Origin of the sequence: Bacteroides sp. ZJ-18 (genome assembly GCF_011038705.2) — a bacterium.
GTDB classification, from domain to species: domain Bacteria; phylum Bacteroidota; class Bacteroidia; order Bacteroidales; family Bacteroidaceae; genus Bacteroides; species Bacteroides hominis.
Map to the genome: position 1 here is coordinate 3,915,758 of NZ_CP072198.1, position 15,815 is coordinate 3,931,572.

Annotated in this window: 12 protein-coding genes; 3 read left to right on the top strand and 9 right to left on the bottom strand. The window is 45.9% G+C overall.

Going from position 1 to position 15,815, the window contains the following annotated elements; all coding sequences use genetic code 11:
- Positions 1 to 128: 128 nt before the first annotated feature.
- The gene (gene dnaN / locus G7Y45_RS15865; protein ID WP_005806961.1) at positions 129 to 1,253 is read right to left on the bottom strand and encodes a DNA polymerase III subunit beta; all 1,125 of its coding nucleotides are present in this window, start codon (positions 1,251 to 1,253) and stop codon (positions 129 to 131) included.
- 152 nt (positions 1,254 to 1,405) lie between these two features.
- Between dnaN and G7Y45_RS15870 the strand changes: the two genes are divergently transcribed.
- Positions 1,406 to 1,780, top strand: a complete 375-nt coding sequence (locus G7Y45_RS15870; RefSeq protein ID WP_005780004.1) for a DUF3127 domain-containing protein — start codon at positions 1,406 to 1,408, stop codon at positions 1,778 to 1,780.
- Between the two features lie 78 nt (positions 1,781 to 1,858).
- Here the strand turns inward: G7Y45_RS15870 and G7Y45_RS15875 are convergent, their stop codons facing one another.
- The 5 genes from G7Y45_RS15875 to G7Y45_RS15895 form a co-directional block, all read right to left on the bottom strand.
- Positions 1,859 to 3,496, bottom strand: coding sequence for a hypothetical protein (locus G7Y45_RS15875; protein ID WP_005806963.1), 1,638 nt, complete (start codon positions 3,494 to 3,496; stop codon positions 1,859 to 1,861).
- A 92-nt stretch (positions 3,497 to 3,588) separates the two neighbouring features.
- Positions 3,589 to 4,347: an MBL fold metallo-hydrolase gene (locus G7Y45_RS15880; RefSeq protein WP_005806965.1), complete on the bottom strand. Its 759-nt coding sequence runs from the start codon at positions 4,345 to 4,347 to the stop codon at positions 3,589 to 3,591.
- A gap of 1 nt (position 4,348) precedes the next feature.
- Entirely contained in the window at positions 4,349 to 5,347 is a 999-nt protein-coding gene (gene murB / locus G7Y45_RS15885; protein ID WP_032530492.1) for a UDP-N-acetylmuramate dehydrogenase, read from the bottom strand.
- An 18-nt stretch (positions 5,348 to 5,365) separates the two neighbouring features.
- Positions 5,366 to 6,220: a DUF4348 domain-containing protein gene (locus tag G7Y45_RS15890; RefSeq protein ID WP_165015917.1), complete on the bottom strand. Its 855-nt coding sequence runs from the start codon at positions 6,218 to 6,220 to the stop codon at positions 5,366 to 5,368.
- A gap of 95 nt (positions 6,221 to 6,315) precedes the next feature.
- A complete protein-coding gene (locus tag G7Y45_RS15895) occupies positions 6,316 to 7,269 on the bottom strand; it encodes an NAD-dependent epimerase/dehydratase family protein (RefSeq protein WP_005780013.1) in 954 nt (317 codons plus the stop codon).
- 136 nt (positions 7,270 to 7,405) lie between these two features.
- On the opposite strand from G7Y45_RS15895, the gene kbl reads away from it, so the two are divergent.
- Positions 7,406 to 8,593, top strand: coding sequence for a glycine C-acetyltransferase (gene kbl, locus G7Y45_RS15900; RefSeq protein ID WP_165015914.1), 1,188 nt, complete (start codon positions 7,406 to 7,408; stop codon positions 8,591 to 8,593).
- 47 nt (positions 8,594 to 8,640) lie between these two features.
- Entirely contained in the window at positions 8,641 to 9,045 is a 405-nt protein-coding gene (locus tag G7Y45_RS15905; protein WP_165015911.1) for a DUF2721 domain-containing protein, read from the top strand.
- Positions 9,046 to 9,172: 127 nt separating this feature from the next.
- On the opposite strand, the gene G7Y45_RS15910 is transcribed toward G7Y45_RS15905, so the two are convergent.
- The 3 genes from G7Y45_RS15910 to G7Y45_RS15920 all read right to left on the bottom strand — a co-directional run bounded on the left by G7Y45_RS15910 (position 9,173) and on the right by G7Y45_RS15920 (position 15,597).
- Positions 9,173 to 11,617: a fibrobacter succinogenes major paralogous domain-containing protein gene (locus G7Y45_RS15910; protein WP_241158991.1), complete on the bottom strand. Its 2,445-nt coding sequence runs from the start codon at positions 11,615 to 11,617 to the stop codon at positions 9,173 to 9,175.
- 117 nt (positions 11,618 to 11,734) lie between these two features.
- Positions 11,735 to 13,306 (bottom strand): ATP-binding protein, encoded by a 1,572-nt coding sequence (locus G7Y45_RS15915; RefSeq protein ID WP_165015908.1) that lies wholly within the window; start codon positions 13,304 to 13,306, stop codon positions 11,735 to 11,737.
- 95 nt (positions 13,307 to 13,401) lie between these two features.
- Positions 13,402 to 15,597 (bottom strand): DUF4906 domain-containing protein, encoded by a 2,196-nt coding sequence (locus tag G7Y45_RS15920; protein WP_165015963.1) that lies wholly within the window; start codon positions 15,595 to 15,597, stop codon positions 13,402 to 13,404.
- Positions 15,598 to 15,815 lie beyond the last annotated feature (218 nt).

A 15,815-nucleotide genomic window follows, 5' to 3' on the forward strand; every position in this document is an offset into this window, starting at 1 on the left:
TATTTATACGGTTTTGTTTAAATTCACCACAGAGGACACCGAGTGCACAGAGCTTCAATTCCAAAGAATGATGCCTCTGTGATCTTTGTGTCCTCTGTAATGAATCCGATTCTATTTCTGTTCCGCAGTTAGTCGTTCAGCATCATCGGCATCAGCAGCATCAACAAATCTTCGTTTTCTTCCTGTTCTACCGGAATAATGACACCTGCTCTTGACGGATCAGCCAATTCGATAATCACTTCCTCTGCCGAGATATTATTCAGAATATCGATCAGGAAAGTAGATTTAAAGCCAATACTCATTGCTGCACCCGCATATTGGCACACCTGTGTTTCCTCTGCAGAAGTAGAGAAATCAATATCTTGAGCCGAAACCACGATCTGGTTTTCCTGCATACGGAGTTTGATAAGACTGCTTGCCTGTGAAGAGAAAATAGATACACGACGCAAAGCACCTATCAGCTGCATACGGTCTACCGTCACTTTGTGCGGATTGTTTTGTGGAATCACTGAATTATAATTGGGGTAGCGTCCTTCAATCAGACGGCAAACCATACGATAACTTTCGAGCGTGAAGACAGCATTGCGTTCGTCAAACTCGATCACCACCATACCCGATTCCTTAGGCAACAGGTTCTTCAACAAAGTTGCCGGTTTTTTGGGCAAAATAAATGCAGCACGTTCATTTCCGCGTGCAGCCAATGTTTTACAACGTACCAACTTGTGTCCGTCCGAAGCTACCATTGTAATGTCTTCAGTCGTAATGTCAAAGTAAATACCATTCATCACCGGACGGAGTTCGTCATCGGCAGTAGCAAATACCGAACGGTTAATGCCTCCCAGCAATATCTGTGCTTCCATCTCCACACGAACCGCATTATCACCGAGTGTAGCCGATTGCGGAAACTCGTCGGCATTCTGCCCCATCAGGCTATATTTACCATTTTGGTACTGTACCGTAATTTCATAGGTATCCGGCTTTATTTCGAATGTCAACGGTTGTTCCGGAATCTCTTTCAATGCATCGAGCAACGTTTTTGCAGCGACGGCAAACTTTCCGTTAGAATCACTCTCGTTCACCTCAACTGAGGTTACCATCGTAGTTTCACTATCAGAAACAGTCACAGACAGTGTTCCGTCCTCCAACTGAAAGAGAAAACAATCTAAAATAGGCAGCGCATTTTTTGAGTTTATCACACGGCTAACAGCCTGTAAATGGCTGGAAAGTGCAGTACTTGAAACGATAAATTTCATATAATCTGTGATTTTAAATTTTATATTTTTGCAAAGCACAAAGTTACAAAAAAGATCGAGGCAGCACAATAAAAGAGAAGAAAAAACAGGAGAATATTCGTCGGATATCCCTAAAAAATTGTAACTTCGCCGCACAATTTAAAATTATCGCAATGGAATTTACAGGAAAAATTATCGCTATACTCCAGCCCAGAGGTGGAGTTTCTAAGACAAGCGGCAACGAATGGAAGGCTCAGGAGTATGTAATCGAAAATCATGATCAATATCCAAAGAAAATGTGTTTCGACATCTTCGGAGCAGACAAAATAGAACAATTCAACATCCAGATGGGTGAAGAGTTGACCGTATCATTCGATATCGATGCACGTCAATGGCAGGATCGTTGGTTCAACAGTATCCGTGCATGGAAAGTAGAGCGTGTAGGCGCAGGCGCACCCATGACTCCGGGAGCTCCGGTTCCTCCTCCGGCACCATCTTCAGCACCGGAATTCATTGCCGGTGATGCAAAAGACGACTTGCCTTTCTAAGCAAACATGCCTTAGTATAAGACACAAAACCCCGAAAGCTATCCAATTTCTTTCGGGGTTTTGTGCCTCTTACCGTAGTCAGGAAACATCGTCAGAATCACCTTTATAAATCAAAACCACATTAGGATAGACAACTCCGTCAGTACAGGTAAACTGTGCAGAAAGAATAAAATGACGAAAGAACTCCTGATTGCGAAAGAAAAATGCAGGTATCAACCTGACGTAGTTCTCCGGCTGGGAAAAAGTTTCTCCCAAGTCAGCCACCATCATAAAGTTATATGACGGAGAAAGATTTACTACCGCTTCCTCGTATCCGGGAGTATCGTTCAGAATTTCTTTTTTATCCAGGCAACGGACATATGTGGCAAGACTCTCCGCATCCGGAGCCAAAATCAGTCTCTCTCCATAGAAACAAGCATAGACATATAAGGCAGATTCCGTAATTCCGGTCAATTGCGTAAACAATGTATTACGTGGCAACACATAAAGCGTATAAGCTCTTGAAGGCGTTTTACAGAAAGTAGTACGTGGCTTCGGAGGGCCGTCCACTTCTTTCGGAGCACTCCGGAGTACTCCTTGCAACACCCGCTCAGCCTGCTGGACATCCTTCAAGGGAATAGTCATCACCGCACAAGGATTCGCAAGAGTGTCCGCCGAATGGAACAGGCAGGTCACAAGTTCGCCTCCGGCATTATCCTTGAGGAATGCAAGCAGTTCTCCGTCCCGGTCCCTGATATAGTCTGAATAGGTTGATGTTGTATATTCCTGCCGGGCAGTAAAGTCAAGCATCGCCTGCATATCCGTCACCGACCGTTTATTGAAAAAGAAAGTAGAAGCCGGCAGGATGTCTCCCGGAAAGTCTTCTACAGGTTGTTGTTGCCGAAGCACGTTCATAAAAGTCATACAGGTATCAGTATCATGACTGACTCCAGAAAAGTAAATGGCATCCCCGTTCATTTTCATATCAAATTCGGTCCATCCCCCCAATTGTGTACACGAACGAATCCCATCGGTAGCCTTGCCCATACTCAAGGGTTGCATACGGGCATAAATAGTAGCCGCTACACGGGCACGCTTGTCTTCATGCACTTTTACAAAAGAGCTGTCGGTCAGCAAAGACTTTTTCGACAAACGTGCGTCGATCACTTGTTCTATCAGCTTCTTCTGATAGCTCACCGCCAAAAAATCGGAAGTGAAGTAGCAAGCTAAAAAGCTATCATCCGGCATCGGATAGATGCGTATCTCCTCCCCTTTATAATCAAACAGTTTTGATGGGAAACTGCTTGAACAGTATTTACGTATAAATTTCTCCACTAACTCATAATCACCATTTCCCAAACTGCAATACAACACCTGGTTGCGGTCATTATCCGGCTCATGAAAGCTCAACAACACCTTATTCATCTGTTTACTCAACCCGTGAGGCGTATCTTCCAACAATGTATAAAGATGGAGTTTCAAATAAGAAAATAATTTGGAAATATAAAGGAAATGCTGATCTTTGCTACAACTCAGTTCATTGATACTCTGTATCATCCCGGCAAGATCATCCGTTTCGAGAACCACAGTGGCCGAGCGCGGAACAAGCGTATAAAGATTAAAGTCTTTACGCCCCTCAACCGCCGATAATCTGAAAAAAGAAAACATAGCAAAGCCTGTACACAGTAGTACAACAGACGAGATTACGGCTATTTTCACTATCGTACGGAGTTTCATGGCATTCGTTGTTTATCGGCTCACTGCAAAAATAATAAATTCTCCAAATAAAACAAAATATACTTAAAGAAAGAATTATTAAGCATTAATCACTAACATTCTATTTCAAGCCCGTCGAATGCAAAATGCACAAGCGGAGGAAGTAGTTTTTCCACATCTGCCTGAAGTCCGATATGATGACTCATGTGAATAAACCAGGTTTCCTTTGCCCCAATGCGTTTCACAGCCTCCAGCGCTTCAGAAAGGCTTTGATGGGTGTTGTGTGGTGCTACACGCAATGCATTCATCACCAGCACATCTACCCCTTGTAACTGCTCAAACGATTCATCGGGCATGGTCAGCATATCAGTAATATATCCGAGCTTTCCGATCCGATATCCCAGAATGGGCAGTTTGCCGTGCATTACCCTCAAGGGTAACACTTCGGTATGATTAACAAGAAACGGACGATTGGGTTCAATCTCACGCAAAGGAATATTCGGAACTCCCGGATAAGTATGTTCCACAAAGCAATAAGGCATCCGGCTACGCAAACGCTCAGCCGTATACGTTTCGGCATAAATAGGTACCTCTCCGAAACGACAGAAAGGACGTAAGTCATCCAAACCTCCCACATGGTCATAATGTTCGTGGGAAATCAATACGGCATCAATTTTACCAAACGGGACATGTAACATCTGTTCCCTGAAATCCGGACCGCAGTCCAGCAATAAAGTAGCATCCCCGGTCTGCACCAACGCCGAGGTACGAAGACGATGATCTCTCGGATCTTTTGAAGTGCAAACCGCACAAGTGCATCCAATCTCGGGCACTCCGGTAGAAGTCCCGCTACCAAGTATTCTTATTTTCATTTCAGATAAAATTCACCTCCGGATGAATATCTATTCCAAACTTCTCTCTAACCGAAGCGCGTACTGCATCCGAAAGTGCTATAACATCCGCGCCTCTGGCTCCTCCGCGATTCACCAGTACCAGCGCTTGCTTATCATGTACCGCTGCCGGCCCCAAAGCTTTACCTTTCCAGCCACACTGATCAATCATCCAACCGGCAGGAATCTTTATCCGGTCGGCATCTATTTCGTAAAAAGGCATATGTGGATATTCTTCTTGCAACGCTTCAAATTTGATGCGGGACACAATCGGATTCATAAAGAAACTTCCCGCATTACCCATCACCCGGGGATCCGGCAATTTCTCCTCACGGATGGCGATAATCACCCGGCGCACGGTCTCCAATGTCACCGTAGGATACTTCTCCAATTCCCGGCGGATAGTACCGTAATCCAACGTATAATATTCCTTCTTACTTAACTTAAAGCTGACATAAGTGACAAAAACACTCTTATTTGCAGGACGCTTAAAGATACTGTCCCGATAGGAATATCCACACTCCGAAATATCATAAACACGTTCTTTCCCCTCAATGTTCAAGGTTTCCACCCGCACAATCAGATCTTTTACCTCAACCCCATAAGCCCCGATATTCTGCACCGCACTGGCTCCCACTTCTCCGGGAATCAGGGAGAGGTTTTCCGCACCGTACCAATTATGCTTCACGCAATAATCCACAAAGTCGTCCCAGACTACACCTGCACCTACACGAACGACAATTTCATCATCCGTTTCGTCCGCCACCTCTACTCCTTCGATACGCGAGTGTAAAACAGTACCTTCGTAATCTTTAGTAAACAGCAGGTTACTGCCCCCCCCAATGTGCAAATAAGGAGAAGTCACTTGTCCTGAATCAATCAACCGATGCAATTCATCCACTGAAGCGTACTCCAAAAAACGAGCTGCGGACACATCGATGCCAAAAGTGTTATGTGATAAAAGAGAGTATTTTTGTTCCATAATCATAAAAAGCAATCACTAAATACTTGTATCCTCAAACTTATACAGTTCCCATCCGCTGTCTTTGCGCTGAAAATAGAGGATATTGGAGAACCCGTTGCCAATACCTTTCAATGCCAATATCTTGCGTGAAGTATTGTCATCATTCTGCTGTCCGTAATTAATATTCGAAAGCTTATCAGTAGGCAATACCGGCTTAAAGGCAAACCACTGGTTCAAGTCAAGTGTAGTTTCGAGTATTGAGAAATCGTCATCCGGATCGGTGGTAACAAACGCAAGCGGCTGCCGGATTCGGTGACTCTGGAAGATACTGTCTGTTGCAAAGTGCCCATAGAATTCGACGAAATCCTCGTTCTCGCTTTTCTCAATCGGACGCAGATTGATTGCTTCAAGCATCCACGCCCCTTTAATTCTTTCAAAATAATATTTCTTCACCATTCGTTTCTTGATGAAAATCCATTCCACCTGAACGGAAGTGAGTGAAGTATCCCCTACCATGTCCATGTCCTCTTCCCGGTCGAAGAGCAAGGTATAATAACTCTGTTTAGTAAACAAGTCATCGTGCTTCCAGTACTTCTTATCAATTTTTGAAGCTCGTTCTCCGCTGTAGTAGGGCAACGGAAACACTACGCGCTGCCTTTGCAGAGCGTCATCAGAAGCAAAGTTATAGATAAAGTCGTCAAACGATTCGTCAGCTTCAATCGGTTTAGGTTCGTCCGAAGCCTTCTCTTTATCAATGGAGTCGGCTTTGTTCACCATAGCCGAATCTACCAGATGTGTAATAGATGCAAAGGGGTCAGCGTCAGTCTTTTTGTTGTTTCCACATGCGGCAAACAACACCAGGACGGTGACTCCCGCCATTATTGTTTTCATTTTAATAGTTAGCAATGTGTCGATATTCCCATGTGCCAACCGGTTTTCAAAACCATTTCATTATTCCGGCGGGCACATGGGCCTATATCATCACATTATTTTAATTTAGCTCTTAGTTTTTCAAGCATATCTACTGTCATACTCTCCAAATCGTAAGCCGGTTTCCAGCCCCACTCTTCGCGGGCACAAGAATCATCCATACTGTCAGGCCAGCTGTTGGCGATGCGCTGTTTCAGCGGGTCTACCTTATATTCCATTTCAAAGTCAGGAACATGTTTCTTGATGGCAGCATAAATTGTTTCGGGTGCAAAGCTCATAGAAGCGATGTTGAAAGCATTACGGTGTACCAGTTTCGTCGGATCAGCTTCCATCAGCGAGATAGCTGCGTTCAGCGCATCCGGCATATACATCATATCCATCAGTGTTCCTTCCGGAATCGGACAGATAAACTTCTCTCCTTTTACGGCAGAGTAGTAGATGTCTACTGCGTAGTCAGTCGTACCACCTCCCGGAGGTGTCACATTCGAAATGATTCCCGGGAAACGCACGGCACGTGTATCTACGCCATACTTATTAAAATAATAGTCGCTCAGCAACTCCGTGGTTACCTTGCTGATACCATACATAGTGCGCGGACGCTGAATGGTATCCTGCGGTGTCTGCACGTGAGGTGTGCTTTCGCCAAACGAACCGATCGAACTCGGAGTAAACACGGCGCATTTGTTTTCGCGGGCCACTTCGAGTACATTCCATAATCCGTCGATACCGATTTTCCAAGCCAGTTTGGGCTTCGATTCGGCCACAACAGACAGCAGGGCTGCCAAGTTGTAGATTGTGTCGATATTATACTCCTTCACTACAGAGGCGATCATCTCCTGATCTGTTACATCGACTACCGCCGACGGACCGGATTCTTTCAATTCCCCTTTGGGCTCTGCCCCGTGAATATAACCTGCTACTACATGTGTGTTTCCGTAGCGTTTACGTAGTTCCATCGTGAGCTCCGAACCAATCTGGCCGGTTGCTCCAATTACCAAAATATTTTTCATTATCTTTACTAATAAGGTGTATTAAGCTAAATGGTGCGCAAAGTAAGCACTTTTTTTTCATTTTTATACCAAATATATGTTGTTTATTCCAAGAAAAATTGTGTCCTTTGCAAAAGAAACTAAAACCCCAAACACTATGTACGGTAAAATGAAAGAACACCTCAGCAACACGATTGCTGAAATTAAAGAAGCAGGCCTCTACAAAGAGGAACGCTTAATCGAAAGTGCACAACAAGCTGCTATCACTGTTAAAGGCAAGGAAGTACTGAATTTCTGTGCCAACAACTACCTTGGATTGTCTAACCATCCCCGCCTGATCGAAGGTGCAAAGAAGATGATGGACCGTCGTGGATACGGTATGTCTTCTGTACGTTTCATCTGCGGAACTCAAGATATACATAAGGAGCTGGAAGCCGCAATTTCAGACTATTTCAAAACCGAAGACACTATTTTGTACGCAGCTTGCTTTGATGCCAACGGCGGTGTGTTCGAACCGTTGTTCACCGACGAAGATGCCATCATCTCCGACTCACTGAACCACGCTTCTATCATCGACGGAGTACGTCTTTGCAAGGCAAAACGCTATCGTTATGCCAATGCAGACATGGCCGACCTGGAACGTTGCCTGCAGGAAGCACAAGCCCAGCGTTTCCGCATTATCGTTACCGACGGCGTATTCTCAATGGACGGTAATGTAGCCCCAATGGACAAAATCTGTGATCTGGCCGAGAAGTACGATGCCCTGGTGATGGTAGACGAATCTCACTCTGCCGGTGTAGTTGGTGCAACCGGTCATGGAGTAAGCGAACAGTACAACACTTACGGACGTGTAGATATCTACACCGGAACTCTGGGTAAAGCCTTTGGTGGTGCTTTGGGCGGATTCACAACCGGCCGCAAAGAGATCATCGACCTGCTTCGCCAGCGCAGCCGTCCGTACCTGTTCTCAAACTCACTTGCTCCGGGTATTATCGGTGCCAGCCTCGAAGTATTCAAGATGCTGAAAGAAAGCAACGAAATCCATGACAAACTGGTAGAAAACGTAAACTACTTCCGCGACAAGATGACTGCAGCCGGATTTGACATCAAACCGACTCAGAGTGCTATCTGTGCCGTGATGCTGTACGATGCCAAACTGTCACAAATTTATGCAGCCCGCATGCAGGAAGAAGGTATTTATGTAACAGGTTTCTACTATCCGGTAGTTCCGAAAGACCAGGCACGTATTCGTGTACAGATTTCAGCCGGTCACGAGAAAGAACACCTCGATAAATGTATCGCTGCATTCATCAAAGTAGGTAAAGAATTAGCTGTATTGAAGTAAACCTTTATTTCTCTTCCATTGTTATTGTATATAAAAGTATGATAACAATGGAAGAACTTACACTCACGACACCCGCGCTGCTATTTTCAGCCGTTTCACTTATTCTTTTGGCATACACCAACCGTTTTCTCTCGTATGCCCAATTGGTACGCATTCTTCGCGACCGTTATATGGAAGATCCCTCTGATATCAATGTAGCTCAAATTGAGAATCTGCGCAAACGCCTCAACCTGACCCGCATGATGCAGGTGTTCGGCATTGCCAGCCTATTCTTCTGCGTAGTTACCATGTTTCTTATCTACATCGGGTTGTTCCTGCTTTCCATCTATATTTTCGGATTTGCACTGCTTCTGTTAATCGCCTCTTTAGGCGTTTCTCTCCGTGAGATACAGATATCGACTCGTGCCTTGGACATCTACTTGAGCACAATGGAAGGAAAACTAAAACATTAAAAATTACTTTTCCACACCACGCCCATAGGAGCCACATAAATAAAGTTCCGCTCCTCCCCACCGGAAGCAAGCGGAACTTTCACAAACAAAACAACAGATCGTTTATAACTTTATCAATCCATACCGGTCAGTCAGCCCGCTCCTGAATGCAACGCAGGGGAATCGCTTCACGTTCATGTCCACCATACACAATACTACCTTTGTCTGTCGGAGTCACCCTAACCTGAAAATATTTCACAGTACTCCCCCCACTGCCACTTAACGTATTCCCACACCAGATAAGCGCACTCTCTCCAATATATTGAAACTCTTGGTTCAGAAAATAGTATCCCGTAAACCGTATATAGGTACTCTGCCGCCCATCCGTATCATAAGTCAGTATCATCCCTCCATCTGCCTTTAAGCTTGCCGGGTTCTTCACATTTGCAAGAAAATCCCCTTTACCGGCCGATTGGCTTACATTCTTAAATAACGAAAGGTAGTTTTCAATCTGCGCCACACGCCATCCGGCAGGACACGGATCATGAACCGTCTTCGGAGCATTCCAGATATTTTTGTAGGTAGAATTATTCTCGGAATTATCAATCCAACTCAGGACATTTGTCTTTTTATATATGTTCAACGGATTCTGGTAAGCCGTCCGGTAAGTCGCCTGAGCATTTACAGCCGGATCAAAAGGCAGAAAAGTGACTCCATCCGGCTTATATAAGCTTAATATTCCCACAATCGGTTTTGCAATCGGAGAAGGAAGATCCACTTTCGTGATCGGCTTATTCGAATAACTGCTCGGATACGGATCTTTCCTTCCCCATTGATAATGGAATCCATGTGTCTTAAACTTCTCCACATCCGACGGCGGCACGCCGGCATATCCGGCCATAGCCCCCAGATTACGATCCATCATCGGTAACTGGTTTCCATGATTGCCATATGTAAATTTCAGTTTTCTTTTAGTCAATGGCTCTTGCACATCCGCATCACCTGTCGCGTCCGGGCGGTAGTCCGTCACCCACACATGCCAGCTCCAGAGTATCTTACCATCCGCACCATAAGCGGCAATCACCCCGCTACCACCGGTAGTGCCCGGAGCCACACGGCAATAAACACGGGCTTCCCCTTTATTCTTCACCGGATATAACGTCGGATCGGTTCCATCTGTCCGTTTCAAATCCACGATGTTCGTATGGTCATCCTCCGAAGTTACGATTCCCATTACCGGCTCACCGATGTCTCCATCCTCTTTGGTCTGCCAGAGCAGTTTCATCGTAGTGATTCCTCCGGAAGCCTCACACCAACCTTTCAATACATCGTTCGTTTTATCCGGATCTCCATTCTGTTGGTATGCCAGCGGATCAAAGCAGAAGCCACCTCCGGCGGATACCATAAAGCAATTGGCCGTAGGCACAAAGTTTTCATTATTTTCCGAAGCGGGTACAGGGTTGATATAGGTCACCCGTTTATCACTTGTCGGGATACCGCTATGTGCAAAGTTCACCGTATAATCATAATTCGCATTACTCTTAATGTCGAAATTCGTCGACTGCCTCCCGCCGATATAAACACGATAGTCCAGTTTAACTTTTGCATCCTGATCGCTCACCGCGACAAAGTTAAAGAAAGAACTTCCTTTAGGAGCATTCTCTTTTGTCCGTTGGGTTTCAGAGTTCGCTGCCGGTTTCTCTCCGCGCATATTGGCCGGTACCCAGCAAGAGTAACTTCCGCTTTGTGCCACATTTTTTATCTGCAAAGTAGTAAACTGATCCAGGATAGAAGGATAATTTCCCTCACTATCGGGGGTAGGGATAACCGCATAGTTCAACGGGACACTTTGGAGCAACAGTTGTTTCAAAGTATATCCGCTCACAGCATATGTCCACTCCACGGTGAGCCGGGCAGCCAGACGCTTCAGCAGCAAACGGGTATCATAGCTCCCCTCCGGACTCTGAATCACATACTTACCATCTACTTGCGCCACATTCACATGCTCCAGATAGAGTACATAAGGCATCTTCTTCATATCTTCACTATTCGAAGGATCAATCGCATTGATCACCGACGCATCTACCTCCATCGCCTGCACATCCGATAAAGATTTGTTATTACTCAGTGTAGCTATGGCATTTCCATTACCCCGCGCCACTAACAGCAATTGACAGCCATTCTTAGGAGTTAATGTCACGTTAAAACTCTGACCGATCTTTACATCACCGTATGCTCCTCCATTCAAACGGGCTTTTGTTTGCCCATCATACTGGTAGATTTCCAAATTATATAACTGGTCGGGTACGTCTGTCGAAGCACGAGTCACCGCCTTTAATGATCGTTTCACATCAAAAGCAGCTTTGCTGCTTTCAACGGCGAGCCGTTGAGGCGAGCCGTTGAGGCGAGCCGTTGAGGATTCATCATCACTTGAATCTTCGGCAAAGCCGAAGACCATCGATACCGTCACCTCTTCACCATCCGCCGGAGGAACCACCGGCTCTTCCGTTCGGTCCTCACATCCGCTCAATCCGCCGTTCAGTACCATTAGTCCCAACAGCATCCACCATTTGTTTTTCAGTCTCTGTTTCATATCATTATTTTTAAATTACTGTCTAATCCCGAAACCCCGGAAAACAGTCCGTCCCGCCTTGTGCATCTCCAGATACACAAAGCGGGACGGAAAACTATATTGTCCTGTCAGCCCTGCCTACTTAACTATCAGCCATTCCCCTAAATTACGCTGTTCCGCATCGAACGAAACACCAACCTTTACCAGTTTCCTGCCATCAGCCCCGTAAGGGAACGAATACCCTTTTTCCTCAATCTGCTGTAAAGCCGCCTCGGCACTGCCGTTCAGTTTGAATTCAAAAACATATGTATAATCAGCTGTTTTCACCACAGCATCCGCACGCCCCCGGGCAGAACGAACCTCTGCCTCCGTAAATTGTCCCATCAGCTTGAATACAAGATAAAATACCACCTGATAATGACGTTCCGTCTTTGTATTCAACTCATAAGGGAAATCAGCAAAAAAGCAACGCAGACGTTCAAGAAAAGCCTCCACATCACCACTTGTCAGCTCCCGGACAAACTTACCTATATAAAAAGCAGTATCCGTAGAAGCCACCGGAGTATAAAAAGGAGCCACAAAGTTAAGGAAGCCATACTTCACCTCTTCGTTGGGGAAGCCAAGCGTATACAGCCCGAATTGCGGATCATACTTCTTGATGGTAAGATAACCACTCTGATAAATCATCGGAACCGGATTATGTATATCGGCACAGTCGTCACTCAATGAAGCCGAGCTCACTTCAATACCATCCAGGTCACGCAGGTCAAAGTCCGTCTTACGCAACATTTCAGCCAGAAACGTAGGAGTACCACTCGCAAACCAAGCGTTCTCAAACAGACCGGTCGAAAAAGTATTCAGTACACTGAAAGGATTGAACATACCTTCCCAGTTACGATAATTAAAATGATAACCGTCATATTGCCGCCCAAGCTTATCCATTGTCTCTTCATACGTCAATCCGTTGCCTCGGGCAAGAGATTGAAGTTCCGGAGCAAAAACGGCTTCTATTTCCGCACGGGTCATACCACACAAAGTAGTATATGCCGGATGCAGACTGATGTCCTGCAATTGGTTCAGATTACTGAAAATACCCATTTGAGCAAACTTGGTCACTCCCGTGATAAAGACCAACTGCAAATAAGCATCGGCACTCTTTAGCACAGTGTAGAAAGCTGTCAACGTCTCACGAAAGTCACGTTGCAATTCCGGATTATCAAACGAGCGAAGCATCGGCTTGTCATATTCGTCTACCAGCACCACTACACGCCTGCCTGTCTGTTCATAGGCACGGCGGATGACGGTCATAAAACGAATCGAGTAACTTCGGTTAATCTCTGTTACCCCGTATTCCGCCTCCCACGCTTCAAGCTGGCTTTCGAGCAGATTGGCCAAGCGCTCGTTACTGTCATATTTCTCTGCATTGAGATCCAGGTGCAACACCGGATACACAAGCCAATCCTGCTCCAACCGCTCAATGGCAAGCCCCTTGAACAAGTCTTTCTTTCCCAAAAAGTAAGCTTCCAGCGTAGAGAGCAACAAGCTCTTGCCAAACCTCCGGGGACGGCTCAGGAAACAGGGGATCCCCGCCTTCGCCAGCCGGTAAACCAGTTCTGTTTTATCTACATAGAGATACCCTCCGGTACGAAGCTTCTCAAAGCTCTGTATCCCAATCGGAAGTTTACGGGACATCGTATTACATATATCCATATCGCCTCTGTTTTTTATATCATTGCTACTACACACAAAGATACTAATTGTTTTCCGTTATTCCAGTATGTCAAAGAGCAAAATTGATTCTTCTGTCAGTCCCTTTCCTGTATGCAGCGCAAAGGAAGCATCGCACTCAAAGTCCCTCCATTATTAATTCCATTGATACCTCTCCGTTGACTAGAGGATGTAGAAACCAACTGTAAATGCCTCGCCTGATAAGTATTACCAATTTTAGCACAATTACAGCACCATATAAAATCGAAATAACCTATTTGAACAAACTCTCCGTCAGCATAATATCCACACAATCGGAAATAAGTGACCTTCGACTGATCTGTCTTATCATATCGCAATACAAAACCTTTATCGTCCCCTTGCGTATTATAATTACTCATATTCATATTATTAGTCGAATAGCTCGGCAACGTCCCGCTATAATCCTTATCACTGAACAAAGAGTAATACTCCTCCGCCTTCGCTACCCGCCATCCGGCCGGACACGGATCATGCACAGTTTTAACGGTAGCAGACCAGGCACCGGATATCGAATTGGTGACCTCACTCGTGAACCAATACTGGCTTGTCGTCGGTTTATAGGCAGTCAAAGGATTCTGATATGCCGTCCGATAACTGGCTTGTCCGTTGTATGACGGATTAAATGGTAAAAACGTCACCCCGTCTGGCTGATATAAACTCATGATACCCACTATCGGTTCCGTTATTTTTTGCGGTAATTTTACAGTTATAATCGGTCTGTTCGAATAACTGCTCGGGTACGGGTCCTTTCTTCCCCACTGATATTGAAATCCATGCGCTTTAAACCTCTCTACATCCAAAATGGGAGCCTTTACATACCCTGCCATAGCTCCCAAATCCCGGTCCATCATCGGACGCTGCTCTGGATGGTTGCCATACGTAAACTTCAGTTTTCTTTTAGTCGACGGTTTCTGCACATCCACATTACCCGTAGCGTCCGGATGATAGTCCGTCACCCATACATGCCAGCTCCAAAGTATTTTACCATTATTATCATAAGCTGCAATCACACCGCTGCCGCCCGTTGTGCCCGGAGCCACACGGCAATAAACACGAGCTTCCCCTTTACCCTTCACCGGATACGACACCGGATCGGTTCCATCTGTCCGTTTCAAATCCACGATGTTCGTATGGTCATTCTCCGAAGTTACGATACCCATCACCGGCTCACCGATGTCTCCATCCTCTTTGGTCTGCCAGAGAAGCTTCACCCTAACGATGCCCCCCCCTTGGCACCAGTCCTTCAAGGTTTCATTCGTTGTCTCTGCTCCGTCACTCTGATAGGCCAGCGGGTCAAAGCAGAAACCCGTACCAGGGGCCACCATAAAGCAATTGGCCGTCGGCACAAAGTTTTCATTATTCTCCGAAGCGGGTACAGGATCGATGTAGGTCACCCGTTTGTCATTCGTCGGGATACCGGTATGACCAAAGTTCACCACATAGCTGTACTCCGTATTATTGTTCAGGCTGAAATCCGAGGATGTTTTCCCGCCGATGTACACACGATAGTCCAGTTTCTTTTTGGGATCCGTTGCATTCACGGCTACAAAGTTCAGAAAAGAGCTTCCCTTCGGCGCGTTCGCTTTCGTGCGCTGCAAATCGGAGTTTGCAGCAGGAGATTCGCCACGTACATTGGCCGGGATCCAGCAAGAATAAGAACTGCCTTTACTCATATCGATCTCTACTGTATGAAACTGATCCAGAATAGAAGGATAATTTCCCTCACTATCGGGGGTAGGGATAACCGCATAGTTTAACGGGACGCTCTGCAACAGGAGTTGTTTCAGTTCATATCCGCTCACGTTGTAGTTCCAGCTCACCGTCAGCCGTGCAGCCAGGCGTTTCAGCAACAGGCGGGTATCATAACTGCCCTCCGGACTCTGAATGACAGCCTTACCGTCGGTGCCCGTCACCACGTTTACGTGTTCCAGATGGAGCACATAAGGCATAGCGTTGATAGCGTTTGCCGTCGAAAGATCGATCTTATTGATTACTGAAGACTTAACGTCCATACTCTTTACATTATCCAAATTCTTATTAATTAAACTTCCTACCGCACCCCCATTTCCACGTGCCACCACCAGCAATTGGCAGTCATTCATCACATTCAGCGTCACATCCAGATGGGTGCCGAGGGTTATATCACCATAGTTTTTACCAGTCTTATAGGTCCCGCTTGCATCGTATTGGAGTATCTCCAGGTTATACAGCTTATCGGGAACGTCCATGACACTACGAGTAACCGCGTTCACTGCCTGCGTTACATCAAAAGCAGCTTTGCTGCTTTCAACGGCGAGCCGTTGAGGCGAGCCGTTGAGGCGAGCCGTTGAGGCGAGCCGTTGAGGCGAGCCGTTGAGGCGAGCCGTTGAGGCGAGCCGTTGAGGATCATTATCACTTGAATCTTCGGCAAAGCCGAAGACCATCGATACCGTCACCTCTTCACTATCCGCCGGAGGAACCACCGCCTCTT